This is a genomic window from Streptomyces sp. CBMA29, assembly GCF_014596445.1.
GTDB lineage: Bacteria > Actinomycetota > Actinomycetes > Streptomycetales > Streptomycetaceae > Actinacidiphila.
This window is the reverse complement of sequence record NZ_MECL01000028.1, coordinates 57,518-82,897: the sequence shown is the minus strand read 5'-3', so window position 1 is coordinate 82,897 and position 25,380 is coordinate 57,518. Positions and strand designations below refer to the sequence as shown.

Below are 25,380 nucleotides of genomic sequence, written 5' to 3'. Positions count from 1 at the left end.
CTGTCAGACGGTGAATCGTGCGACGAAGGTCTTTCCGACCGCTCCCGCGACCGCTACCGACAGGCGGAGGTTGGGCGTGGTGGCGAGGACGGTCACCCCGGGGTCGACGGAGGTGGCGGCCGAGACGGCGCCGTCGACGGTGACGACGACCGACCCGGTGAGCTGCTGGGTCGGGTCGCTCACGGCCACGCTGAGCGTTCCGTTCTTCCGGTGCGTGACGACGGAGGCGGTCCTGTCGACCTGGATTCCGGCGGCCTTGGGCGCTCCGGCCTGCCATACGTTGGCCATGGCCACGCCGGAGCCGGAGCGGCTGACGGCCTGCACGGCGGCGGTGTTCGAGGCGACGGTCACGTCGTTCGACGCGGCGAACGCCGAGGTCTGGGCCGAGGTGGCGGCGGGCAGTTGGATGTAGCGGTAGCTGCCCGCGGTCGGGCTCACGCCGTGGTCGACCCACATGGTGATGAACCTGCGGGTGTACGCGGTGGTGTCGTCGTAGACGCCGCGGTGGTCCATGTCGGTCCACTTGCCGGTGCGGTCCTGGCGCAGGAGGGTGACGTGGCCGCCGACCGGGAAGACATAGCCGCCGAGGTTGTCCACGAAGATCGACCGCGGCTGGACCACGGTCGGCGTGTTGCTCGGCGTCGACAGGACAACGTTGCCATCGACGTGGATGTTCGCCTGCCCGTTGGGGCCGGTGTTGCGGTTCTCGATGACCGACTCGATCGTATGGCCGTCGCCGCTGGTGATCCCGGCGCCCAGGCAGATGACGGCGTCGTCGACGCAGAACCACGACTTGTGGCCCTTGAGGGTCTGGACGGCGAACGACAGCCCCATCCCCGCGGCCACGTTCCCGTCCAGCAGCGCGCCGCCCGCCCAGGTGTTGGTCGAACCGCGGTTCGTGCCGAGCGCGAGGGTCTTGGTGTCGAGCGTGACCCCGGGCAGCCGGTACTTGTCCGCGGCCGGCCAGTACCCGTTCACCCAGTGACCGGGCTGCGTGGGCAGATAGAGGTACGTGGCGCCCTCGCCGGTGTACCAGCCCTGGAGATTCTCCTTGTTCGCGGACTCGTACGGCTTGATGCGCGTGCTGTCCATCGCGATGCCGAACGCGAAGGTGGGCCGCCGGTGCACGATCCGCGCCATCGAGGTCGACACGACGGAGGTGGTGGACTCCGCCGCCGTCGCGATGGCGCTGTCGGCGACGACGGCCCGGCCGAGCGCGACGGACGAGATCCGCACCTGTTCGAGCGGCGCCGCGTCGAAGGCGAAGAAGTCCTGGTAGGTGTCCGCGGTGATCCAGCCCTTGGCCTGCGACCGGACGGTGAGCGCCTGATCGGCCGGGAAGACGCGGGCGAGTTGGAGCAGGGTGGCGGTGGTGAGGCGGCCGATACGGTGGTCGGTCTCGTAGAAGCGGGAGAGCGCGCGGCCGCGCACCATGTCCATGAACGCCCCGCGGTAGATCCACGGCCGGTAGTTCGCCTGCGTCCAGGTGTAGACGCGCTGCACCTGGTCCGTTGTCGCCGCCCACGGGGTGCCCTGCACGGTGACCAGCAGATAGGTCAGGTACTGGAGCAGCGACACCCCGTAGGAGCCGTTGTAGGCGTAGACCGAGTGCTGGATGAAGCCGCCGTCGGGGTAGAAGCCGTCGCCGCTGGTGCTGTACGGGAAGAGGTGCGCGATCGCCGCCATGGCGCTGTCGATGACGGCCGCGTCCTGGCTCAGCGCGCCGCGCACGGTCGCGATGGCGCAGTTCCAGTTGAGGTTGGCACCGGTGGCCGTCCCGCCGTTCACCTTGGTCGGGTCGGGCGCGTAGCGGGTGATCGCGGCCATCGCGGTCGAGACCTGGCTCGCCGAGAGGTGGTCGTACAGGGCGACGCAGGTGTCGTTGAGGGCCAGCGGTATGCCGATCTCGAAGTCCCACCAGTTGTCGTACCGCGCGGTGACGCCGTACTTGTGGGCGAGGAACCAGTCGAGTGCGGACTTCAGGTCCGCCAGCAGCGTCGCATTGCCCGACAGCGACGAGCCCGGCGAGGCGTAGGCGAGGGCGAGTTGGCGCAGCCGTCCGATCACGTCGCGCTGGACGGCCGAGACGGTGGAGCTGTTCAGGTCCGCCCACAGGTAGGTGCGGGAGGTGGAGGTGTTCAGGGTCGACCACAGGCCGTTCGCCGTGTCGGCCATCGCCTGCGCGTAGGCGGAGATCACCTGGTCGGAGGCGTCGTAGCTGCCGATCAGCGTGTTGCCCCACTGGGTGCGGACCGTCGCGAAGTCCGAGGCCGTCGCCGCGGCGGCCCGGCTGGGCGCGACGCCGGCGGTGCCGAGGAACCACGCGGGGGCCAGCGCGGCACCGGCCAGCAGGGCGGAGCGACGGGTGAGGCCGCGGGACGAGTGATCAACGGACATGGAGCACCCTCACGGTTGGGGGGAGGACATCGGCCGCGGGAGCGGCGCGGCCGATCGGGAGACGCTCGGCGCCGTGAGGGATCGTGGCTTCCGGATTCCTGGAAGTCAAGGGATAATACGTATTAGTACGGGGCTGCGCGCCGTCCGCCGCGCCGTACGACGACGGCTCAGCGGAACAGGTCGAGCGGAACGGCGGCGGCCATCGCGGTGTGGCCCGCGTCGTTGGGGTGCAGGCCGTCGCCGCTGCTGTACGCGGCGGCCAGCTTGTCCGGGTCGGCCGGGTCGGCGGTGACGCGGGCGAAGTCGATCACGGCGTCGTACACGCCGCTGGTGCGGATCCAGTCGTTGACGGCGTTCCGTTTCTCGCCGTTGGCCTGGCTCCAGAAGCCGAAGGCGTCGTCCTTGAACGGCATGATCGTGCCGCCGATGGCGGTCAGGCCCGCGGCATGCGCGCGCGCCGCCAACTGCCCGTGCCCGGCGATCAGTTGCTCGGCCGTCACCGTCTCGGACAGCGACGCCACGGTGCCCGGGTGGCCGAGGTCGTTCACGCCGATCAGGGTGATGACGTACGCGGCCGCGGGCTGGGCGAGCACGTCGCGGTCGAAGCGGCGCAGGGCGCTCGGTCCAAAGTTGAGCGCGTACGCCTCGGCCGGGTCGCCCGCGGGCGGATTGGGGTCGTGCAGCAGGCGGTTGCCGGAGATTCCCGCGTTCACCACCGCGCGGTCTGCGGCCGGGCGGGCCGACCGCAGCCGCGCGGCGAGCTGGTCCGGCCAGCGCAGATCGGCGCCGACGGTGCTCTTGCCGCCGTCGGTGATCGAGTCCCCGAGCGCGACGATCGCGGACGCCTGCCGTCCGGCCCTGACGCTGACACCGGACACGAAGTACACCGCCTGCGGCTCGGCGGTCGGCGTGACCGCCGTCGCCGCGGTGACGTTGCCCGCGGCCACGGCGTTCTTCTGGAGGGCGTACGCGTGCAGGCTCGTGGCTGCCGTACGCTCCGGCAGATAGAGGCTCACCACCAGGTCGGCGCCGCCGGGAAGGGCCAGGTCGACCGGATCGCTGACGGCCGGAGCCCCGGCCGGGATCAGTACGGAGCCGCTGCCGCCGAACGTCACCCGGCGGTCGGTGGCCGGGACGATCGCCGTGCCTTGCGCTCCCGCCCGGCGGGCGACCCGGACCTCGCCGATGTGCGCGGCGCTCTCACCGAATTCGTTCGTCAGCCGTAACCGGAGCGCGGAGCCGCCGAGGCTCAGACGCAGCACGTGCCGGACCGTCTGGTTCTCCAGGTGGACGACGGCCGCCGCCGGCGCGGCGTTCGGGGCCCCGGCCCAACTGCCGACCCACTCGACCCCCGGGCCGCCGGGGCGCGCCCGCGCCGACTCCGCGAAGGTCAGGGATCCGGCGCCGGCCGCCGCCGCGGAGGCCGCGCCGCCGATCAGCAGGGCCCTTCGCCCCATGGCGCGCCTCGGCGTGCCGTCCGACGATGAACCCGACATCTGGCCTCCCCGGATACGAGTCGCCGCGCGCACTGTACGCGCCCCGCTCCGACGCTATCAATGGGGCGTCGCAGGGCCATCGGGGAAAGGCCGGAAGCGGTAACCGGCGGCGCCGGGTGCCCCGGGCGTCAGTCCTTGGTACGGGCGGGCAGACGCCAGCCGGGGCGTACGTAGTGGCAGGTGTAGCCGTCGGGGTAGCGCTCCAGGTAGTCCTGGTGCTCGGGCTCGGCCTCCCAGAAGGTACCGGCGGGCGACACCTCGGTGACGACCTTGCCGGGCCACAGGCCGGAGGCGTCGACGTCGGCGATCGTGTCCTCGGCGACGCGCTTTTGCTCGTCGTCCTCGTAGAAGACGGCCGACCGGTAACTGAGACCCATGTCGTTGCCCTGGCGGTTCTTCGTGCTCGGGTCGTGGATCTGGAAGAAGAACTCCAGCAGCGCCCGGTAGTCGGTCCGCTCCGGGTCGTAGGTGATCTCGATCGACTCGGCGTGGGTGCCGTGGTTGCGGTACGTGGGGTTCGGCACGTCGCCGCCCGCGTACCCGACCCGGGTGTCCGTCACGCCGGGCAGGCGTCGGATCAGGTCCTGCATGCCCCAGAAACATCCGCCGGCGAGGACGGCCTTCTGTGTCTGAGCGGTCATCTCAGTCCTCCTCGTGTTCCATGGCGGTAACACACGGCGGACGCCCCGTGTTCCGGGGCGTCCGCGGCGGTGTCTGCGGTGCTTCGGGCACCCACGGGAAGCGTACTGGCCGTGGGCGGCCGGTGTGTCCCGCCGGGGTGACGCGGCTGCCGGCGGCGGGGTCGTACGGGACAGGGCGCGCTCGTACCGGCGCGTTGTACGGGGTCGCGCGTGCCTCAGGCGGTGAGGCCGGCCTCCGACAGCAGATAGGCGGTCATCGGCTCGTACGCCTGCGGGTCCACCACGTGGTCGTCGAGCGGGACGGTCACCGCGATGGTGCCCTCCGCCTCGCCGAGGAAGAGCGCCGGGTCGTTGCAGTCGGCGAAGGCGACGGTCCTGATCCCGCGCTGTCCCGCGCGGCCCGCCCAGCCGTGGTCGGCCACCACCAGGTCGGGCAGCGGCTCGCCCGCGGCGGTCAGCGCGTCGAGAATGGCCGACATCGGCTGCGGCGCGTGGGTGTGCCACAAGGTGGCGCCGTCCTCCAGTACGGCGACGCTGCCGAACTGGCGCACGTCGCCGTAGGAGTCGTCGTCACCCTCGGTGGTGGACAGGCCCTTGGGAATGGCGACGACGGTGGCGCCGGCCGCGCGCAGCGCCCGCGCGACGGCCTGGTGCACATCGAGCAGCCCGCCCGGGTGCCCGGTGGCGACCAGGACCCGCCACCGCTGCCGCGCCGCCTCCCGCAGGACGGCCGCCATCCGGTCGAGTCCGTCCACGGTGAGCCGCGCGTCGATGGTGTCCTGCCCCTGGAGGTGTCCGGGGTCGGCCACCACCCCGACGCGCTCGGCCATCACGGCCAGCACCGTCTCCTCGGTCCACCGCTCCCCCAGTTCCAGCCCCAGCCAGAAGCGCCGGTTCCCCTTCACCAGCTCGCTGTAGTGCCGCAGATTCCCCTGCCGCGGGGTGGCGACATCCCCGGCGATGCGGGTCCGTCGCAGATGGTCGATCAGCTCGTCACGCGAAAAACGTATATCCACCGAATCCATGCCCCCATTGTCCGTGTCCCCCGCCGTCGGCCGACGGCGGGGGTGGGACTGACCTGCGGATTCCCCCACCGCCGCCCGTCGCGCACACAGCCTCGTACGTCCGCGCGCGGGTTCAGCAGGGCTCGGTGGCGGGCGGGCACAACGAGCAAAAGCGCGATCAACTCGCATTTTCCCGCGGACGTCTGGCCGCTGCCGACAGCCGCGACCTAGCGTCTCGCTTCGTCATCACGGCAGGACACGAGGGACGGGCCGTCACGGCCCGTCCGGTGTTCCGTGCCGTTCGCGTCCATCATCCGGGAGAGCACCGTGAGACCACTACTTCGTGGGGCTGCCACCCTCGCCCTCACCTCCGCGCTGGTGGTGACCGCAACCCTGACCAGCACGGCCAGTTCCGACAACAACGCCGACCATCTGACGAACTGGGCCGTCGCCCCGCAAAAGGCCGTCACTCCGCAGACCGACGAGCAGGACGCGTACAACCAGGCCCACGGCCGCCCGCTGCCCACTCCCGAACTCCTCCAGCCCTCACTCGACTCCGGGCTGCGCCCGTACCGGGCCAAGCCGAAGAACTCCCTGCACGGCGACTACCAGTGCGGCGCCTCCGATGTGCTGGCGGACCTCTCCAAGAAGTGGATCAAGGAGTTCGAGAAGCAGTACCCCAAGGTCCACATCGCGGTGAACCCGCCCTACGCGGGCAGCCTCGGCGCGCTGGAGCTGATCAAGGGCAATCTCGACTGCGTCTTCGTCTCCCGTGAGCTGAAGCCCTCGGACATCGACGGATTCCACGACGCCTTCGGCTACGACCCGCTGAGCGTGCCGGTCTCCGGCGGCAGTTACCGTCACTACGGGTTCCTGGACTCCGTCGGCGTCATCGTCAACAAGGACAATCCGCTCGACAAGCTCTCCTTCGACCAGCTCGACGCGGCGCTGTCCACCACCCGGAACCACGGCGGCAAGGCCGCCACGACCTGGGGCGACCTCGGACTCACCGGCGACTGGGCCGACAAGCCGATCCACATCGTGGGCCTCCAGCCCTGGAACGGCTTCGAGGAGTTCTTCCGCCAGCGCGTGCTCAACACCGACGGCAAGCGCGGTGAGTGGCGCCCCGGCGCCGCCGACGGCTCCACCCCGGCCGACCCGGCCGTCCACTGGGAGAAGACCGTCTTCAACATCGCCAAGGACGTCAAGGACGACCCCTACGCCATCGGCTACACCGGCCTTGCCTACGTCGACCAGGCCGTCAAGGTGCTGTCCCTCAGCGAACACACCGGCTCCCCCGCGTACGCCCCCACCTACGAGAACGTCGCCTCCACCGCCTATCCCCTCAGCCGCGTCACCTACTTCAACGTCAACAAGCGCCCCGGCAAACAGCTCGACCCCGTCATGGAGGAGCTGATGCGCTTCATCCTCAGCAAGCGGGGTCAGCAGGTGGTCGCCGGGCAGCAGGTCTTCCTGCCGCTGCGGTCCGGCCAGGCGGCCGGCAGTCTGCGGCAGATCGACACCGCCCCCTGACCCTCGCTCCCGCCCGGCCGGCGGCGGTGGAGACCCCACCGCCGCCGCCTCACGCCCGGGGTCAGAGCCGGGTGAGGGTGGTGGGGGCGGTGTAGGACTCGGTGCGCAGGGCGGGGCGGGAGGAGGGGAGGCCGGCGGCGGGGAAGGTCAGGGTGAGGGTGCGGGACTCGCCGGGCAGGAGCCAGAGGTAGTTGTCGCTGTAGAGAGTGGGCAGGACGCGCTCGCCGGTGTGGTCGTCCAGGAGGGACAGCCGGACCATGGCGGCGACGGCGGAGCCGCGGTTGCGGACGGTGGCGGTGAGGCTGCGGCGGGCGCCGGAGTGGGTGAGGCGCCCGAGGTCGGTGGACAGGCGGGTCTGCTTGGCCTTGTTCAGGACCCGCATGTCCTTGGTGTCGCGGTAGCGCCAGTAGGTGTTCTCGGACAGCACGCGGCCGAGCGGATCCTCCAGGCGGAGCCGGAGCAGGTGGAAGGACGGCAGGGTGTCCATCCGGTCGGCGGTGAACGCGGTGACCGACGACGACGGCGCGATGTTCACCAACTTGCGCTGTTCCGGGACGAGTCGGCGGCCGTCGAGGTCGTAGTAGTCGGCCGTCACCCGGGCGCCGGTGACAGCGTGCGGGGTGTGGTTGACCGCGATGACCTGCCACTTGTCGGGGTCGGCCTGGACATGCAGCGCCTCGCACGCCTTGCGGGCCCCGTAGTAGGTGCCGTTGACGTCGAAGTCGTAGTCGTAGGTCTGCCACACCGTGCTGTGCCACGCCGGGTGGGACATCCACAGCATCAGGCCGCTGGCGTCCTTCCACAGGTTGGCGTTCCACGCCTCGAACATGGCGCGGGTGTTCTCGTAGTTGACGAACTGCGCCTTGCGCGCGAAGTCGTCGAGGCCGGTGGCGGTGTCGAGACGGGCCTCGATGGCGGCCTGGTAGTTCTGCGGCGCCTGATTCCCCCGCGTGCTCCAGTCGTGGTAGTACCACGCTCCGCCGACCGGCCACTCCGGCTCGTCGCCGACGAGATTGCGCATGCTGGCGGCCGTGGACACCACCGGCATGCCGATCTCGGTGTGGAAGCCGAAGCTTCCGCTGCCGTACGTGGACGGCGCGTAGTACCGCGCGGGCTCCACCCATCCGTAGGGGCCGCCGCCGGTGATGATGCCGCCCGCGGAGTTGTTCTGGTACATCACACCGGGCGCCTGCGAGGTGACGGCCTCGCGCATGCCGGTGTCGATCGCGGCGGGCGGATTGCCCTCGTTGGCCCCGCACCACACGACGACGCTGGGGTGGACGCGGTAGCGCCGTACGGTGTCGCGCGCCAGGTCGTTGTACGCCTGGTGGTCCGGCGGGTCCATGCCCCACGCGTTGGGGAAGTCGTTCCACACCAGCAGACCGTGCTCGTCGCAACTGGCGAAGAACTCCTCGCGGTTGCTGCTGGCCACCCAGTTGCGGATCATCGTGAAGTTCATGTCGCGGTGCATCCGCACCGCCGCGTCCATCCGCGCGGCGGGCATCCGGCGCAGCAGTTCGTCCCAGCCCCAGTTGCCGCCGCGGCAGAAGACCCGGACGCCGTTGACGCTGATCTTCAGCGGCTCGGGCGTGTTGTCGACGGACTTCACGTCCGTCCAGGTCTTCGCGTCGGCGGACACCTGGATCGTGTACGTCTTCGGGTAGGCCGCTTCCCACACGATGGCGACGCGGTCGAAGCTCTGGGGCGAGCCGAGGTCGACCTGGATCCACTGGTCGTCCAGATACTCCGACGACCAGCGGGAGCCGGGGTTGCCGTCGGTGGCGTTGGACGCCGGGGCACCGGAGTCCTCGGAGGAGGCGCTGGCGGTCTTGTGGAGTGCCAGGTCGGTGCCGGGCCTGGCACTGTCGACCACGGAGAGCGTCCACAGCGAGTTGCCCCAACTTGTCGCGCGGGCACCGCCGTTGATCCGTACGTAGCGGGCGGTCACCGCGCTGAAGTCCTCGGTCTGAAGGCTGGCGTCGCCGCCGTTGAAGGGCAGCGGGACCGCGGTGTTGTCGACGGACCTCGCATCGGTCCAGGCCGAGCCGTCGGCCGAGACCTGGACGACGTACGTGCGCGCGTACGCCTGCTCCCACGTCAGGTCGACGCGGTCGAAGGCGACTTGGGCGCCGAGGTCGACCTGGACCCACTGGTCGTCCTCGAAGGACGAGGACCAGCGGGTGCCCTGGTCGCCGTCGGTGACATTGCCCGGCTGGTGGTCGTCCTCGTCGACCGACGAGGCGGTGGCCGTCTTGCGCAGCGCGAGGTCGGTGCCGGGCGCGGCGCTGTTGACCACCGACAGGCTCCACAGCGACGAGCCCCAGGCGGTGGCGCGGGTCAGGCAGCGCACCCGTACATAACGCGCGGTCCGCGCCCCGAGGTCGACGGACTGCGTGTACGCGTCGCCGCTCGCGGTGAAGGGCAGCGGCACGGCGAATTCGTAGCCGAACTGCCGGATGCCGAACCGGGTGGTGCGCCGGTCGCTGGTGCGGCCGTCGACGGTCGCGGTCAGCGTCAGGTCGTGCAGGGCGGCCTCGCCGTAGCCGTTGGGCCACCACAGCCTGGGGTTGCGCAGCCGCAGTTTGCCGTACACGGACGGGGTGAAGGTGACGTCCTTGCCGCCGCCCGCGGGCACGGTGACCGTCTGGGTCACCTTGACGTCGTCGAAGGCGGCGGTGACGGTGACGCGCCGCTCGGCGGTGTCGGCGTTGCGCACGGGGACGACGATCGTCACCTCCGCGCTGCGGGTGTCGGGCAGGCCGGGCAGGACGGTGTCGACGCGGGGGTCGCCGATGACGGCGTGGCCGGTGGAGCGCAGCCGTACGTGGTTCCAGATTCCGGAGACGCGGTCCCGTACGGCGGGCATCCAGTCCCAGCCCGAGGAGGCCAGGTAGGTGGGCGAGTTGCGGTTCATCATGGTGGCGCCCGCGTCCACGAAGGCCAGTCCGGCCGGCCCCTTGTCGCCGGGGCTGCCGGGGAACGGCATCGGGGTGATCTTCACGGCGAGGGCCTGTTCGCCGCGGGCGGTGAGCAGCCCCGTCACGTCGTGGGCGGAGCGGGCGAAGGGGTAGGTCAGGCCGCCGACCCGCTTGCCGTTCAGCCAGATGTCCGCGGTGTGGTTGACGCCGTCGAACTCCAGCCAGATGTGGCGGCCCGAGCCGGTCGTCAGGTCGCGGGGCAGGTCGAAGCCGCGCCGGTACCACCACGAGTGGCGGGACAGCGCCTCGGGGATGTGCAGGTTGTTGAGACCGGACACCGGGTCGGGCAGGTGGCCCTGTTCGACCAGCGAGGCCAGGACCGTGCCGGGCACGGTCGCGGGCAGCCAGCGGCTGGTGTCCACCGACGGACGGGACAGGTCGGCGCCCTCGCCGCCCGCCCAGTCGTCCATGGTCAGCGTCCAGCCGGACTCCAGCGGTACGGTGCCGTCGGCGGCGGTCTTCAGCGCGGGGGCCTGGTGGTGATGGGTGCCCCAGTCGGTCCAGCCGGTGGCGGCGGGGCGGTGGGCGCGCGAAGTGCCGTACACCGCGAGGCCGTTGAGGCCCAGCGGGTTCGCGTTGGAGCGCTTGCGCACGGTCAGCCGCACCCAGCGCGCGGTGACCTTGCGGTCCAGCGCGATGTCCACGACTCCGCCGGTGCCCGAGGTGGTCCGGTACACGGTGGTCCAGGCGTGCTGGTCGCGCGAGGTCTCGATGACGAAGTCCACCGCGCAGCTCGACAGGATCTCCTGCCCTGTGGTGCTGTCGCGCGGATTGCCGCTGTCGGAGGGGGTGAAGACCGGGTCGTTCACCGTGGCCTCGAAGGTCAGCTTCACGGAGTCGACCTCGCAGTCCGCCTGGAGGTCGACACAGATCCACTGCGGGTCGCCGGCCGCGGCCCGCCAGCCGGTGCCGCGTACGCCGACGGTACCGATCCCGTCGACCGCGAATTCGCCGGGCGTGGGCGCGTAGTCCGTGGACGACACGGTGATCGGACGGTAGGCGGCGAGTTCGGCCCGCGCGGCGGCGGTCCCCGACGGCGCCGCGGGCCCGGCAACGGGGGCCGGGGTGGAAGCGGAGGCAGCCGTGGGAAAGGCGGTGCCCAGGCCGAAGCCCGCCAGGAGGGTGGAGCCGGTGGCGACGATCCTTCGCCGGGAAAGGTGCGGCTGATCCGACATGTCCAAAAAGTCCAATCCCACATGAGCCGACGGAACGATCGGCCCGGCTCTCAACTCAAATGACAACGTTGCCATAGGCTGTAATCCCTACCGGCTTCTGTCAAGACCTGCCGCGATGTCCGGATCTCGGACGAGGGCCGAAAAGGTCGTGCGGATGCGTGGGAGCCGCCGCCCTGCCCCGCGCGCGGCCCTGGCGGGCGGCGCGGGGACGGAGTCGGAGGGGCCGGTGGATCAGCTCGTGACCGGCGCCGTACGGATCATCGTCCACGAGACCGGCGGAAGCTCGGCGGACAGCCCGCCTGCGTCCACGAAGTGCCGGGTGCTGGAGCGCGGCTCGACGCGGCCGGGGGCCGTCTTGGAATTCGTGGCGAGCAGGTCCTGCCCGCCGAGGACGACGTGCTCGATGACGTCGTGCTCGGCGCCGGCCATCCGCAGCCGCAAGGTGGCCGCCTGGGTGTCGTCCCGGTTGACGGCGAAGATCGTCGTCTCGCCGGTCTCGGGGTCGCGGGTGGCGGTGACGTCGACGGCGGCGACGTCACCGAGCGTCGTGGAGTGCAGCACGGGTGAGTCCGGCTCGACGCGCAGGACCTCACCGCGGGCGTGCCGGGCGGTGAGGGCGAAGGGGTAGAAGATCGTCTGCCGCCAGGCCCCGGTGTCGGGTTCGGTGCGGATCGGCGCGATGACGTTGACGAGCTGCGCGAGGCAGGCGATGGTCACCCGGTCGCTGTGCCGGAGCAGGCTCATCAGGAGGTTGCCGAGGACTACGGCGTCCTCGACGGTGTACTCGTCCTCGATCAGCCGGGGCGCCTGTGCCCATTCGAGGTTGTCCTGGCCCTCGAACCGGCTCTCGTACCAGAGGTTCCACTCGTCGAAGGAGAGCTGGAGCTTGCGGCGGGAGCGCTTCTTGGCGGCGATGTGGTCGCAGGTGGCGACGACTCCCTCGATGAAGGTGTCCATGACCTGAGCGGAGGCGAGGAAGCCCACCCGGTCGTCGCCGTGCTGCTCGAAGTACGCGTGCAGCGAGATGTAGTCGACCACGTCGTACGCCTCGTCCAGGACGTCGGCCTCCCAGGAGCCGAAGGTCGGCATCCGTTCGTTGGAACTGCCGCAGGCGACGAGTTCGACGGACGGGTCGATGCGGCGCATGGCCTTCCCGGTCTCGGCGGCCAGGCGGCCGTACTCGGTACCGGTCTTCTGGCCGACCTGCCAGGGCCCGTCCATCTCGTTGCCCAGGCACCAGGTCTTGATGCGGTGCGGTTCGCGGACGCCGTGGGCGATGCGCAGGTCGGAGTAGCGGGTGCCGCCGGGGAAGTTGGCGTATTCGAGCAGGTTGCAGGCGTCCTCGACGCCGCGGGTGCCGAGGTTGACGGCCATGATCGGTTCGATGTCGGTCTGTCTGGCCCAGGCCATGAACTCGTTGAGCCCGAAGGTGTTGGGTTCGAGCGAGCGCCAGGCCAGGTCGAGGGCGACCTGGCGCTCGTCGCGGGGGCCGACGCCGTCCTCCCAGCGGTAGCCGGACACGAAGTTGCCGCCGGGGTAGCGGACGGCGCTCACGCCGAGTTCACGGGTGAGCTTGATGACGTCGAGCCGCAGTCCGTCGACGGCCGACTCGGGATGGCCGGGCTCGTATATGCCTCCGTAGACGCACCGGCCCATGTGTTCGACGAACGAGCCGAACAGGCGCGGCGGAACCGGGGCGATGACAAAGGCGGGGTCGATGGTCGCGGTGCAGGTGAGCACTCCGGTCTCCGGTTTCTCTGTGATGTCTCAGCGACATGGCCATGACGGAAAAGGGCAGGCGGGCGGAAAAGGGCAGGCGGAAAGAGCGGTACGGCGCGGGGGGGATGGCGGGGCGACGGCCGGGCGCGGAAAGGCTGCGGGGAATCGGCCGGGCGGCGTTATTTGATTCCCGTGGTCGCGACGCCCTGCACGAAGAAGCGCTGGAGGACGAGGAAGGCGATGGCCAAGGGGCTCAGCGAGATCGCGGCGCCCGCCATGAGCGCGGCGTGGTCCACGCCCGACTGGCTGGAGAACAGCGTCAGAGCCGCGGGCAGCGTCTGCATGTCGACGTTGTTCGTCACGACCAGCGGCCACAGGAAGTCGTTCCACAGGGCGGCGAACTGGATGATGAACAGCGAGGCGAGGGCCGGTTTGGCGTTGGGCAGGATGATCCGCCAGTAGACCGTGAAGTCGTTGGCCCCGTCGATCCTGGCCGCGTCGTCCAGCTCGCGCGGCAACTGCATGAAGAACTGGCGGAGCAGGAAGATGCCCAGCGCGCTGGTCGCGCGGGGAATGATCAGGCCCTGGTACGAATTGAGCCAGCCGAGGTGGAACAAGGTCAGGAAGACCGGCACGAGGGTGACCTGGAAGGGCACCATCAGCGTGGCCAGGATCAGCAGGAACACCACGTTCTTGCCCCGGAAGCGCAGCCTGGCCAGCGCGAACGCGGTCATCGAGTCGAACAGCAGCAGGAGCACGGTCGTGCCGCCCGCGAAGACGAACGTGTTGAGCACGAGCTTGCCGAACGGGAGTTGGCCGAGCACCGCGTGGACGCCGTGCAGGGTCCAGTCCCGCGGGATCAGCCGGGCGGGGTCGGCGTAGAGGTCGGCGTTGGTCCGGAAGGCGACGCCGAGCATCCAGACGAACGGGATGATCATCGCGACCGCGCCGACGGTGATGGCCGCCCAGGACAGGACCGTGCCGCACCTGGCGCCGTACCGGACGGCGACCTTGGCCGCGGGCCACAGGCGTACCGGCCCGGTCGGCCGGGGGCCGCTCCCGTACGGGCTCGCGCCGCCCCTCGCAGGGCGCGGCCGGAGTGTGTCAGTCGGCATCGCGGAACCTCGACAGACGCAGTTGGAGTGCGGAGATCGCCAGGATGATCACGAAGAGAATCCAGGCGACGGCGCTGGCGTAGCCCATCTGGAATTCCACGAAACCCTTCTGGTACAGGTACATCACGACGGATTCCGTGTGGAAGATCGGCCCGCCGCTGGTCATGGCATAGACCAGGTCGAACAGTTGCAGTCCGGTGACCGTGGCGATCAGCGTGGTGAACAGCAGGGCCGGACGCAGCGCGGGCAGGGTCACATGGCGGAATCGCTGCCACGCGCCCGCGCCGTCGAGCGCCGCCGCCTCGTACAGGTCGGGCGGGATCTGCTGCATACCGGCGAGCAGCACGATCATGGTGAATCCGACGTTCTTCCAGATGCCCACGACGATGACGGTGGGCAGTGCTAGGGAGGTGGATTGCAGCCATTCGGGAGGCGTGACGCCGATTCCGGAGAGCCAGGCGTCGACCAGGCCGACCTGCGGGTCGAGCAGGAATTTCCAGACGATGCCGCTCACCACGAGCGAGGCGATGAAAGGGAAGAAGTACGCGGTGCGCAGCAGCGCCGAATACCAGGTCGTCCTGCGCAGCCGGGAGGCGATGGCCAGAGCGATCAGCACTTGTCCCACGGAGACGGCGGCGGTGTAGATCACCGTGACGCGCAGCGCGTTCCAGAACCGCGAATCGTGGTAGAGCGCCGTGTAGTTGTCGAGACCCACGAATGTGTGGTGGGCCTCGCCGACGGTCCAGTCGTGCAGGCTCATCCAGCCGGACTGGACGATCGGCTCGGCGATGAACACGCCGATCAGCAGGACGCTCGGCGCGATGAACAGATAGGCGCTGTTGATACGGGGTCTGCGCCGCCGTACGGGTGCGGGCTTCCCGGCGGAGGGGAAGGGTGTGCTCGACATGACGGCTACTTCTTGCAGCCGGTGAGCGAATTGATCGCCTTGGCGGCCGAGTCGGCGGCGGACTGGACGTCGGCGCCGCGTTCGATCTTCTGGATGAGCGGGACGTAGACGTCGCTGTCGATACGGGTCGAGTTCGGCTGGCCGGCGAGGTAGAGCTTGGCGTGCGGCAGCGCGGCGGCGAACTGCGCGACGGTGGGATCGCCGTTGACGGCGCTGCCGAGGTCGGTGCGGGCGGGCGGGAATCCGGAGACCTTCGAGAACTGCGTCTGGGCGGTCTTTCCGGTGTACCAGGCGAGGAATTCCTTGGCCTCGGTCTGGTGCTTGGAGGTGCGGGCGATCATCAGCGGGACCGTCGAGGCCAGTGTCACGGGACCCGCGGAGCCGACCGGGACCTGGGCGATGCCGAGGTCGACACCCGCGGACCTGAAGCCCGCGGCGGCCCACGGGCCGTTGATCTCCATCGCGGCCTTCTTGGCGGAGAACAGCGTGTCGGCGTCCGCGCCCGCCTGGCCGACCGGGCTGATGTGGTCCCGGCTGACCAGGCGGCTCCAGCGGGTCAGCGCCTGGACGCTGGCGGGGCTGTTGACGACGGCGCAGTTGTCGGCGCCGACGATGTCGCCGCCGCTCATCCACTGGAGGATCGGCCACATCTGGATCGTGTTGTTGTCGGCGAGCGAGAGGCCGTACTGGCTGGGCTTGCCGCCCGGTCCCTTGGTGAGCTTCTTGGCGTCGGCGATGAACTCGTCCTCGGTGGCGGGCGGCTGGCTCAGCCCTGCGGCGGCGAACATCGCCTTGTTGTAATAGAGGACGAGCGTGGCCATGTTGGCGGGCACCGCGTAGAGCTTGCCGTCCACGGTGAAGGCGGACTTCACGGCGGCGGGGAAGGCGGCGGAGTCGATCTGTCCGGTGCCGGCTCCGACCGCGGGGTCGAGCGGCAGCACCGAGTTGGTCTTGATGTAGGTGAAGATCGCGCCCGGGTCGGAGCTGGGGGTCGCAAGGTCGGGGCCCTGGCCGGTGGCCCAGGAGGCGGGCAGCTTCTGGCCGATGGTGGCCCAGGGTTCGGCCGTCATCGTGACCTGGATCTTGGGGTGACTGGCGTTGAACTCCTTGATCAGCGCCTGGTACGAGGGGGCGTCGGGGCCGGTGAAGCCGGTGAGCATGGTCAGCTTGACCACGCCGCCGGACGTACCGCCGCCGGCGCCGTTGTCGCCGCAGCCGGCGAGGAGGAGTGAGACCGTGGTGGCGGCGGCGAGTGCCGCGGCCGTTCTCCCGAATCTGACGTACATACCGATCGTTCCATTCCGTTCGGTGCCCCGCGTCGTCGCGGGACCTGAGGGTCGGCAGGGCTGTCTCCTTGGGCTGGGCGGGGCGGTCGCTCAGCCGGGGTGGCTTCCGCAGGACTCCCGGATCACGAGGTCGAACGGCAGCACGGTGTGGACCGGGTCGGGTGCGGTCCCGTCCACCAGGTCGAAGAGGATGGCCGCGGCCTTCTGGCCGAGCGATTCCGCGGGGACGTGGACGGTGGTGATCCCGGGTGTGGTGAGCCGGGAGACGCCGAAGTCGTCGTATCCGGCGAGCGCGATGTCCTCCGGGACGCGCAGCCCGCGGGAGCGGATCTCCAGCATCGCGCCGTAGGCCATCTCGTCGTTGGCGGCGAAGATCGCCTGGACGTCGGACATGCTGTCCAGCACCTGCCGTGCGGCGAGCCTGCCGGACTCCTCGCTGAAGTCGCCCACGGCCAGGGTGTGGGTGCAGGGCCGTCCCGACTCGGCCAGCGCGGTGCGGAAGCCCTCGTAACGGTCCACCGCGGTCTGGTGGTTGAGCGGGCCGCTGATGTGCGCGATACGGGTCAGCCCGTGGTCCTCCACCAGGTGGCGGGTGATGGCCGCGGCGCCCGCGATCTCGTCCACCCCGACGCTCACCGCGTGCGGCAGGTGGACGAACCGCCCGATGAGGACCACCGGCAGCGCGGCGTCGACCATGCGGTTGACGTTGGGGTCGTTGATCGACGCCGAGGCGACGATCGCCCCTGACGCGGCCTGCGAGCGCAGCACCCGCTCGTACGCCGCGACGCCGTGGGTCTCGTCGGGGTTGGTCGACACCATGAGCGCGGCGTCGCGGGTGTTGGCCTCCGCGGTCACCCCCACCAGCAGGTGCATGAAGTAGGGGTGGCCGAAGACGTGCTGGCCGGTGTTGGGCACGACGACCGCGATGGAGGTCGAACGGCCCGCCCGCAGTGCCCGCCCCGCGGAGTTCGGGACGTAGCCGAGCCTGGCCGACGCGGCCCGTACGGCCTCCTTGGTCGCCTCGCTGATCCGCGGGTGGTTCGACAGCGCCATGGAGGCGGCGCTCTGGGAGATCCCCACCGCCGTCGCGACGTCCTTGAGCGTGACGGTGGCGCGCTTGTCCGCCGACGCCATATGGCACCCCTCTCAGCAAGAAGCCACCGCCTGAAGCAGGGAACCACCGTCGGGAAAATGTGCCGGCCGGATGTGGTGCGCCAAGGGTTGCTCTAACGATTCAGCGCCTCGGACGCTAAGTTACGGCGAACCGCTCGTCAAGCCTTCGGGACAAGATTGTCCGGGCGTATTAGCGCAGGGTCCGAGGGTTGACGGGCACGACGAGACGCCTCTAGCTTCGAAGTCGCTGAATCGTATGAGCAGTTCGCATCTCTCACCGTGTTCCGTGCCATCCCCCCACGGAGAAAGGTCGACGATGACCGCTTCGACGACGACCGCTCGCGACCACCGACCATCTGTACGCCACCTGTTGAGGCGCTTACGCGGCGTCCTGCTCGCCCTGGGCGCGACCTTGACCCTGACCCTCGGCCTGCTGGTCGGCGTCACCGGTCCCGCGCACGCCGCCACGAACCAGCCGTGCGACATCTACGGCACCGCGGGCACCCCCTGCGTGGGCGCCTTCAGTACCGTGCGGGCGCTGTACGGCTCGTACAACGGCGGCCTGTACCAGGTCACCCGCGTGCGGGACAACGCCACCCTCGACATCGGGCCGACCGAGACCGGCGGCTACGCGAACGCCGGGGCGCAGAACGCCTTCTGCAACGGCGCGGTGTGCGTCATCACCAAGATCTACGACCAGTCGCCGCGCCACAACGACCTGACCATCGAGGGCTCGGGCACCGCCGGGGCGGCCGATGTCGGCGCCCTGGCGAACGCGCTGCACGTCACGGTGGCGGGGCACTCCGTCTACGGCGTCTACGTGCCGCCGGGTGTCGGGTACCGCCATGCCGTTGGTTCGGGTGTCGCCGTCAACGGGCAGGCCGAGGGGATGTACATGGTGACCAGCGGTACCCATGTCAACCGCGACTGCTGCTTCGACTTCGGCAATGTCGAGGCGATCCCGAACGACACGGGTGCCGGTCACATGGACGCGCTCAACATGTCGTTGGCCCACGCGTGCAGCCCCTGTTCCGGCGACGGGCCGTGGGTGCAGGCCGACCTGGAGAACGGCATCTTCCAGGCGGACACCAACGCCCACAGCGTCAACGGCGGCAATTCGAGCCCCTTCGTCACGGCCGTGCTGAAGAACAACGGCCAGACGTCCTTCGCCCTCAAGGGCGGGAATTCGCAGTCCGGCGGGCTCACGACCTGGTGGAACGGCGCGCTGCCACCGGGCTACGCGCCGATGCGGCAGGAGGGCTCCATCGTCCTCGGCACCGGCGGCGACAACAGCAACCGCGCGGTCGGGTCGTTCTTCGAAGGCGTCATGACCTCCGGCTATCCCACCGACGCGGCGGACAACGCCGTACAGGCGAACGTCGTGGCGGCCGGATACGCGGGCGACACGGCCGGGGTCGCTCCGGCGACGGTCGCCGCGCCCGGCGGGAAGTGCGTGGACGTGACCGGTGACGACGTCGCGAGCAAGGGCGCCGCCGTCCAGCTCTGGGACTGCCAGAGCGGCGCCGCCGATCAGCACTGGGTCCACGAGCCCGACAGTTCGCTGCGGACGCTGGGCCGCTGCATGGACATCAACGGCAACGGCACCGCGAACAACACCCAGGTCGAGCTCTGGGACTGCAACGGGGTCGGCGGGCAGAAGTGGGTGCAGCGGGCCGACGGCTCGCTGTTCAACCCGCAGTCCGGCCGCTGCCTCGACGCGACCGACGGCGCGACCGCCAACGGCACCCGCCTCCAGATCCACGACTGCAACGGCACGGCCGCGCAGGTCTTCACCGTCAACGGCGGATCGATGATCGCCGGGCCCGGCGCGAAGTGCCTGGACATCACGGGCGACGACAGCGGCGGCAATCTGTCCGCGGCGCAACTGTGGGACTGCCAGTCCTACGCCCGCGACCAGCACTGGGTGCACACGTCCACGAACCGGCTCACCACGCTCGGCCGCTGCCTCGACATCGCGGGCAACGCCACCGCGCAGGACTCGCTGGTGGAGCTGTACGACTGCGACACCGCGGTGGGCGGCCAGGTGTGGGTCCAGCAGTCCGACGGATCGCTGCTCAATCCGCAGTCCGGGCGTTGCCTGGACTCTCCGAACGGCGCCACGGCCAACGGCACCCGCCTGCGGATCCACGACTGCAACGGCACGGCGGCGCAGAGGTTCGCCCTGAACTGACCGCGCCGCCGCCGAGGCCCGGTGGTACGGGAGCGCGAGCCCCGTACCGCCGGGCCGTCGGTGCCACGGCTCAGACGCGACGGATTCAGGCCGCCCGGCGGCTGCCGGTCCTGCCGCCCGACGTCGCGACCGTGACACCGAGCGGCCGGGCGAGGCCCGCCACGCCCTCGTCCAGCCGCTGGAGGTGGCGCAGCACGCGGAAGGTGACGGAGCCCGAGCGCGGTACGGCGGAGCCGGAGCCCTCCAGCATGGAGGCGATGCTGGGCTCGGTCCGGATCGCGCCCTGCGCCGTCCCGTCCGTGGCCGTCGTACCGTCCTTGTCGTCCTTGATCTCCTCCACGTGGGCGATGAGCACGTCGAGGTTGTGTTCCAGGCGTACGCCGACGGCCGCCAGCCGGGGGTCGGCGGCGATGCTCTTGCTGTACGGGACCAGTTCGGCGGTCGCCGCGAGCGACCGCGCGTGGTAAGCGCAGGTCTCCAGCAGCGCGACCAGATAGCGAGCGGTGCGCCTGCGGCCCCGCAGCGGGGTGATCGGATGGGTCAGCGGGTGCGTGGAGCGGCGCAGGTCGTCGAGCGCGGTGTCCAGTTCGCGGGCCATGTCCAGCAGGTCGACCGCCGGGCCGCCGCTGAGCTGGGCGACGGCGGCGGTGGCCACGTCGCGGAGCTTGGCCAGGACGGTGATCAGTTGTTCGTCGGTGCGCAGATCGGTGTGGACCGGGAAGATCAGCACCGCCGCGATGACCCCGCAGGCGGCGCCGAGCGCGGTCTCCTCGATGCGCAGCACGAGCACCGAGACGCTGTACGTGTGCAGCAGGCTGTAGAGCAGGCCGAGCATCGCGGTGACGAAGAACGACATCAGCGCGTACGACACCGGGGCGGTGAAGAACATCGCGAAGATCAGCACCAGGACGAGGGTGAACGCCGTCCAGGTGTGGTTGCCGACGACCCCGGCGAGCAGCACACCGGCCACGACGCCGCACACCGTGCCGATCAGCCGCCGGTAGCCCTTGACCAGGATCTCGCCGGTCGAGGAGGTGTTGAGGAAGACCACCCAGCAGGTCAGGACCGCCCAGTACCAGCGCTGCGTGGACAGGAACTCGCCGCCGATGATGGCCAGCGCGGACCCCGCGGAGACCTGGACGGCGGCGCGGGTCGTCCGGCGCCCCAGGCCGGTGCGGTCCTGCTCGCTCTCGCCCTCCCCCGCCAGCGCCAGGTCCTCGGCCTCGAACTCCTCGCGGGAGCGGATCGTCTCGGGTGTGTCGTCGGACTCGTCGCCCGGCCCGTCGAGCGCCAGCCGCAGGCCGAGGACGGCGCGCGCGGCCTCGCCGATGCCGCGGAAGGCGTCCTGGACGGCGAGCGAGGCGCGCGGCAGATTCTCCTCGTCGCGGTAGGCCAGCAGGCGGTTGCGCACCTGGGCGACGGCGGTGCCGGGGTCGTCGGTGCCGAGCCGGGTCACCAGCAGATGCAGCGCCCGCAGCTCGGCGCGCAGTTTGCGCAGCGCGTCGTCCTCGTCGTCGGTGCGGCGCGCGGGTGCGGGCAGCGGCGCGTTCGGCAGGTGGAGCGTCAGGGTGTCGGCGCGTTCCGCGCTGCGGGCGGTGAGCAGGAGCAGGCCGAGGCGTTCGACGGCGATCTCGGCGTCCGCGACCCGGCGTTGCAGCAGGGCGGCGGCGGCCTCGTCGTCGGTGCCCACCTCCAGTGCGCTCTGGATCATCAGGGCGGCCTCGTGCAGCCGGGCGACGTCCTTGCGCAGGTCGCCGATGACGCTCTCCAGCCGGTCGGAATCGGCGTCGAGGAGGTCGATCTGGGAGGCGACGAGTTGGGCGGTTCTGGCCCGGAACGCCTGGCGCAGCCGTCCCAGGGTGCGTTCCGGGGTCTCGGGGACGAGCGCGAACCGCATGACGGCGCTGCACGCGAAGGCGACCGCGAGCGAGAGGTAGAGCGACGGCAGACCGGCGCCGGTCGCGTGGACGAACAGGGAGAGGAAGTAGATCTGGAAGCCGATCATCCCGAGCGCGGTGCCGCGTTCGCCGAAGCGGCGGGCGTAGGCGGCGCCGAAGATCAGCAGGATGAAGGCGAGGTCGCCGATGACGATGTGCGGGTTGAGCAGGGCGCCGAGCGACACCGAGGCGAAGGCGGTGGGCAGCCCGAGGGCGAGGGTGACGGCCTGGTCGCGCACCCGCTTCTCGCGGATGGCGAAGGTGGAGACCATGGCGGCCATGGCGCCCGCGACCATATGGGTCACGGAGATGTGCAGCAGGGACAGGATCAGCAGGGCGAGACCGATCGAGCCGACCGTCCGCAGTCCCGCCATCAGCCGCAGCAGGCCGGGGTCGGAGGCCGAGTAGCGGTCCCAGACCCTGTGGCGGATCCTCCGTGCCGTTCTCATCGTGCTGCCGCGTTCCCTCGTCAAGACCGGATCCCGCCCCAGCATCCCACGAGCGTGCCCGGCCGGTGCGACCGCCCACCCCCTGCCGGGTCAGTGTTGCTCCGGACGACGGGTCGCTCAAGGGCCGGTTTCCGGCCGCGGCGCGGCGCATGTTCGCCCTGCGCGGTCATCCGCGCGATCGGCGTGCATGCGGCGCGCCGCGATGGGGTACGTACGGCTGCGGGTGCCCGTAGGCGGGCATCCACAGGCCGCGGATCCACCAGGTTCCGCGACCGGTGCGGACCACAGACGCAGAGGACTCACACGCATGGCCAACGGCACGGTGAAGTGGTTCAACTCCGAGAAGGGCTTCGGGTTCATCGCCCAGGAAGGCGGAGGCCCCGATGTCTTCGCCCACTACTCCAACATCCAGGGCAACGGATACCGGGAGCTGACCGAAGGCGAGCCCGTCACCTTCGACGTCACCCAGGGTCAGAAGGGCCCGCAGGCGGAGAACATCGTCCGCGCCGGCTGAGCCGTACACGGTCCTCCGGATCCGGGTCCGCCGTCACGGCGGGCCCGGACCCGTCCGTTCGCGGGCGACCGCCTCGGTCCGACGGCCTCAGTCCTCCGGCAGGAAGAAGTCGTGGTCCGCGGCCAGTTCCTCCAGCGCGTCGAGGCGCTGCTGGGTCCGCTCGGGGTGGACGTCCGCGAGCAGTTCCAGCAGGGCGGCGGCCATCTGGACGGGGGCGATCTGGGAGTCGAAGACGAAATGCGGATTGACCGGCGCGGGCAGCAGCACGTCGGCGTGGGAGGCCAGCGGGGTGAGGGTCGAGTCCGCGAGCAGGACCACCTTCAGGCCGGACCGCCGCGCCGCCTCCAGGGTGAGCAGCGCCTGCGTCGGGTAACGCGGCATGACGATGGCGAACAGCGCGGACGCCCCGGCCAGCCGCGCCTGCGTGACCTTCTCCAGCATGTGGCTGTCGCTCCCCCACAGCGCCATGACGTTGGGGTGGATCTTCGACGCGAAGAACGAGAACCACGAGGCCATCGGCACCGAGCCGCGGAAGCCGCAGACCGGCATCGGCGCTGAGTCCGCCAGCAGCCGGGCCGCCTCCTGGAGCGGCGCGAGGTCGGCGAGGTGATCGCGCAGGTAGCGCAGGCTGTCGATGCTGTGCTCGACGGCGAGCTGCATACGGTTCAGCGCGGGGTAAGCGCCGCCGGCCGCGCGGTCGGGGCGGGGAGCGAGGACGATCTCGCGGATCGCCTCGATCATCGCGCCGTAGCCGGAGTACCCGACGGCCGTGGCGAAGCGGATGACCGACGCCTGACTGACCCCGGCTCGCGCGGCCAGCTCACCGCTGGACAGGAAGGCGACCGAGGGTCCGTGGTCGCAGATGTAGCGGGCGATCCGGCGCTGCGCGGGCGTCAGCCGGCCGGACTGGAGCTGCGTCACGAACAGCGAGTCCAGCGCGGCCGGGATGGCCGCGCCGCCGCCCGAGCCCGCGGGGTCGGTGCCGTCCGCGGGCTCGGGGTCCGTGTGGCCCGGTCCCGGCTCCGCCGTGTCCGTACGGCCGTCCGCGGGCCCGCTGACCGGCATCCGCCAACCCCTCTCCTGTGCGCCACGCGCGGTCGGACGCCCTCCTGCCCGCCTCACGCGAGCGAGAGTTCCACCAGCGCGCCCTGGCGCAGCCACGTCTCCAGACCGACCAGGCGCATCTGGAGCGCGCCTTCGACGACCTCTCCGATGTAGGAGATCTTAAGCGGCTCGTCGGCGGTGTCGTCACCGTAGACGATGCAGAACTGCTGCCGCGGGCTGTAGAAGCAGACGGCGCCGGTGGCCTCGCCCTTCTCCTCGCGCCGCATCCGGCCGACCTGCTCGGTGCGGTACATGTTCTCCCAGGGCGCGACGATCGGCAGCGAGAAGAAGACCATGTCGCCTATCAGCTTGCCGTGCTGGAGCGTGCTCTTCATGGGCAGCTTCTCGCGCAGGACGGCAGCCAGACGCGGCACCTTGTCCTCCCAGACATCGATCAGGCAGACCTGTTCGCCGCCTACCGTGAACCGCAGTTGCATGATGACCTCTCCGAACTCTCTTCAGGGATTGTGACGTTGGCTGCCGGTCGCGGTTCAGACCGCGGCGCGGTCCTTGCGCGGGAAGGCGTTGCCCAGCGCCCACGGATAGACCGCGTCCACGCACATGTGCAGGCGGTTGGCGTACGAGATGGCCGCCGCCGTCAGCCGCCGCAGATCGGCCAGCGACTCGACGGCGCAGGCTCCCGCCACGTAGCGGTGGATCAGCGCGGCGGCGTGCGGCAGTCCGACGAAGTCGAAGAAGTCCGCCTTGTAGCCGATGATCTCGGCGATGACCGCTTGGAGCGTGCCGAGGTCGGCGGTGTCGGACTCGGCGACCTGGAGCAGCCCCCAGAGCATTTCGTCGGCGAGTGTGCGGGCCTCGCCCTCGGCGAACATCAGGGTGCTCAGGTACTGCCCGCGCGCCCCGGTGCCGCGCGGCACCTCGCCGCGGCCGAGCGCGGCGACCTCCTCCGGGACGGTGAACCAGATCGCCTCGCGTTCCGCGTCCAGTTCGCGGATGAGGGCGTCGATGTCGACGGTTGACATGGGGGTCCTTTCGTCGGGGGTGAGCACGGTGGTCGGATGGGAACGGTGGTCGGACGGGGCGGGCGGGCGGGAGTTCAGAGCACGGCGTCGAGGAACTCGCGGGTACGGGCGTGCCGCGTGTGGTCCAACACCTCCGCGGGCGTGCCGTGTTCGACCACGACGCCCTGGTCGAGGAAGGTGACGAACGAGCCGATCTCGCGCGCGAAGGCGATCTCGTGGGTGACGACGATCATCGTCATGCCGGACTCGGCCAGGTCCCGCATGACCGCGAGCACCTCACCGACCAGTTCGGGGTCGAGCGCGCTGGTCGGCTCGTCGAAGAGCATCAGCTTGGGCCGCATGGCCAGGGCGCGGGCGATGGCGACGCGCTGCTGCTGTCCGCCGGACAACTGCGCCGGGTAGTGGCGCGCGCGGTCGGCCAGACCGACCCGCTCCAGCAACTCCATCGCCTCGGCACGGGCCCGGTCGCGGGACAGCCCGCGAACGGTGCGCGGCGCGGTGGTGACATTGTCGAGCGCGGTCATGTGCGAGAAGAGGTTGAACCGCTGGAAGACCATGCCGATCTCGGTCCGGTTGCGGGTCACCTGCCGTTCGCGCAGCTCCACCAAATGGTCACCGGCGACGTGGTGGCCCATCAATCGGCCGTCGACCACGATGGCGCCCGCGTCGATGGTCTCCAGCCGGTTGACGCACCGCAGGAACGTCGACTTGCCGGAGCCCGAGGGGCCGATGAGACACGCCACCTCGCCCTTGGCGACGGTCAGATCGACGCCTTGGAGCACCTCGACGTGTCCGAAGGACTTGCGTACGCCGCGAGCGTCGACCATCAGCCGCCGCC

The 25,380-nt window shown here is 70.5% G+C and carries 18 protein-coding genes; 3 read left to right on the top strand and 15 right to left on the bottom strand.

Annotated elements, in window-relative coordinates; translation table 11 throughout:
* Positions 1–3: 3 nt before the first annotated feature.
* The 4 genes from BGM09_RS04425 to BGM09_RS04410 form a co-directional block, all read right to left on the bottom strand.
* Entirely contained in the window at positions 4–2,397 is a 2,394-nt protein-coding gene (locus BGM09_RS04425) for a polysaccharide lyase 8 family protein (protein WP_188280056.1), read from the bottom strand.
* 167 nt (positions 2,398–2,564) lie between these two features.
* Positions 2,565–3,893 carry an SGNH/GDSL hydrolase family protein gene (locus BGM09_RS04420; protein ID WP_223186291.1) on the bottom strand — a complete coding sequence of 443 codons (1,329 nt, stop codon included), beginning with the start codon at positions 3,891–3,893 and terminating at the stop codon, positions 2,565–2,567.
* 128 nt (positions 3,894–4,021) lie between these two features.
* A complete protein-coding gene (gene msrA / locus BGM09_RS04415; RefSeq protein ID WP_188280055.1) occupies positions 4,022–4,534 on the bottom strand; it encodes a peptide-methionine (S)-S-oxide reductase MsrA in 513 nt (170 codons plus the stop codon).
* Between the two features lie 215 nt (positions 4,535–4,749).
* On the bottom strand, positions 4,750–5,559 hold the full coding sequence (locus BGM09_RS04410) for a phosphatase (protein WP_188280054.1): 810 nt from the start codon (positions 5,557–5,559) through the stop codon (positions 4,750–4,752).
* Between the two features lie 306 nt (positions 5,560–5,865).
* Between BGM09_RS04410 and BGM09_RS04405 the strand changes: the two genes are divergently transcribed.
* Positions 5,866–7,071, top strand: coding sequence for a PstS family phosphate ABC transporter substrate-binding protein (locus tag BGM09_RS04405; RefSeq protein WP_317452522.1), 1,206 nt, complete (start codon positions 5,866–5,868; stop codon positions 7,069–7,071).
* A gap of 61 nt (positions 7,072–7,132) precedes the next feature.
* On the opposite strand, the gene BGM09_RS04400 is transcribed toward BGM09_RS04405, so the two are convergent.
* The 6 genes from BGM09_RS04400 to BGM09_RS04375 form a co-directional block, all read right to left on the bottom strand.
* Positions 7,133–11,224 carry a discoidin domain-containing protein gene (locus BGM09_RS04400; protein WP_188280053.1) on the bottom strand — a complete coding sequence of 1,364 codons (4,092 nt, stop codon included), beginning with the start codon at positions 11,222–11,224 and terminating at the stop codon, positions 7,133–7,135.
* A 231-nt stretch (positions 11,225–11,455) separates the two neighbouring features.
* Complete coding sequence (locus tag BGM09_RS04395; RefSeq protein WP_317452521.1) at positions 11,456–12,964, bottom strand: alpha-N-arabinofuranosidase; 1,509 nt, start codon at positions 12,962–12,964, stop codon at positions 11,456–11,458.
* A gap of 158 nt (positions 12,965–13,122) precedes the next feature.
* Positions 13,123–14,058, bottom strand: coding sequence for a carbohydrate ABC transporter permease (locus tag BGM09_RS04390; protein ID WP_188280052.1), 936 nt, complete (start codon positions 14,056–14,058; stop codon positions 13,123–13,125).
* Complete coding sequence (locus tag BGM09_RS04385) at positions 14,048–14,965, bottom strand: carbohydrate ABC transporter permease (protein ID WP_188280051.1); 918 nt, start codon at positions 14,963–14,965, stop codon at positions 14,048–14,050. The genes BGM09_RS04390 and BGM09_RS04385 overlap by 11 nt, the downstream gene beginning before the upstream one ends.
* A 5-nt stretch (positions 14,966–14,970) precedes the next feature.
* Positions 14,971–16,251, bottom strand: coding sequence for an ABC transporter substrate-binding protein (locus BGM09_RS04380; protein ID WP_188280050.1), 1,281 nt, complete (start codon positions 16,249–16,251; stop codon positions 14,971–14,973).
* Between the two features lie 90 nt (positions 16,252–16,341).
* Positions 16,342–17,385: a LacI family DNA-binding transcriptional regulator gene (locus BGM09_RS04375; protein WP_188280049.1), complete on the bottom strand. Its 1,044-nt coding sequence runs from the start codon at positions 17,383–17,385 to the stop codon at positions 16,342–16,344.
* A 295-nt stretch (positions 17,386–17,680) separates the two neighbouring features.
* Between BGM09_RS04375 and BGM09_RS04370 the strand changes: the two genes are divergently transcribed.
* Positions 17,681–19,555 (top strand): arabinofuranosidase catalytic domain-containing protein, encoded by a 1,875-nt coding sequence (locus tag BGM09_RS04370; RefSeq protein ID WP_188280048.1) that lies wholly within the window; start codon positions 17,681–17,683, stop codon positions 19,553–19,555.
* Positions 19,556–19,640: 85 nt separating this feature from the next.
* On the opposite strand, the gene BGM09_RS04365 is transcribed toward BGM09_RS04370, so the two are convergent.
* Entirely contained in the window at positions 19,641–21,941 is a 2,301-nt protein-coding gene (locus BGM09_RS04365) for an FUSC family protein (RefSeq protein ID WP_223186290.1), read from the bottom strand.
* Between the two features lie 307 nt (positions 21,942–22,248).
* Here BGM09_RS04365 and BGM09_RS04360 point away from each other — a divergent pair, with 307 nt between their 5' ends.
* Positions 22,249–22,455 carry a cold-shock protein gene (locus BGM09_RS04360; RefSeq protein WP_188280047.1) on the top strand — a complete coding sequence of 69 codons (207 nt, stop codon included), beginning with the start codon at positions 22,249–22,251 and terminating at the stop codon, positions 22,453–22,455.
* Between the two features lie 87 nt (positions 22,456–22,542).
* Here BGM09_RS04360 and BGM09_RS04355 read toward each other — a convergent pair whose 3' ends face one another.
* The 4 genes from BGM09_RS04355 to BGM09_RS04340 form a co-directional block, all read right to left on the bottom strand.
* Positions 22,543–23,520 carry a MurR/RpiR family transcriptional regulator gene (locus BGM09_RS04355; protein ID WP_188280046.1) on the bottom strand — a complete coding sequence of 326 codons (978 nt, stop codon included), beginning with the start codon at positions 23,518–23,520 and terminating at the stop codon, positions 22,543–22,545.
* Between the two features lie 53 nt (positions 23,521–23,573).
* Complete coding sequence (locus BGM09_RS04350) at positions 23,574–23,996, bottom strand: cyclophilin-like fold protein (protein WP_188280045.1); 423 nt, start codon at positions 23,994–23,996, stop codon at positions 23,574–23,576.
* Between the two features lie 54 nt (positions 23,997–24,050).
* Complete coding sequence (locus BGM09_RS04345; protein ID WP_188280044.1) at positions 24,051–24,542, bottom strand: hypothetical protein; 492 nt, start codon at positions 24,540–24,542, stop codon at positions 24,051–24,053.
* Positions 24,543–24,616: 74 nt separating this feature from the next.
* Positions 24,617–25,369: an amino acid ABC transporter ATP-binding protein gene (locus BGM09_RS04340; protein ID WP_188280073.1), complete on the bottom strand. Its 753-nt coding sequence runs from the start codon at positions 25,367–25,369 to the stop codon at positions 24,617–24,619.
* Positions 25,370–25,380 lie beyond the last annotated feature (11 nt).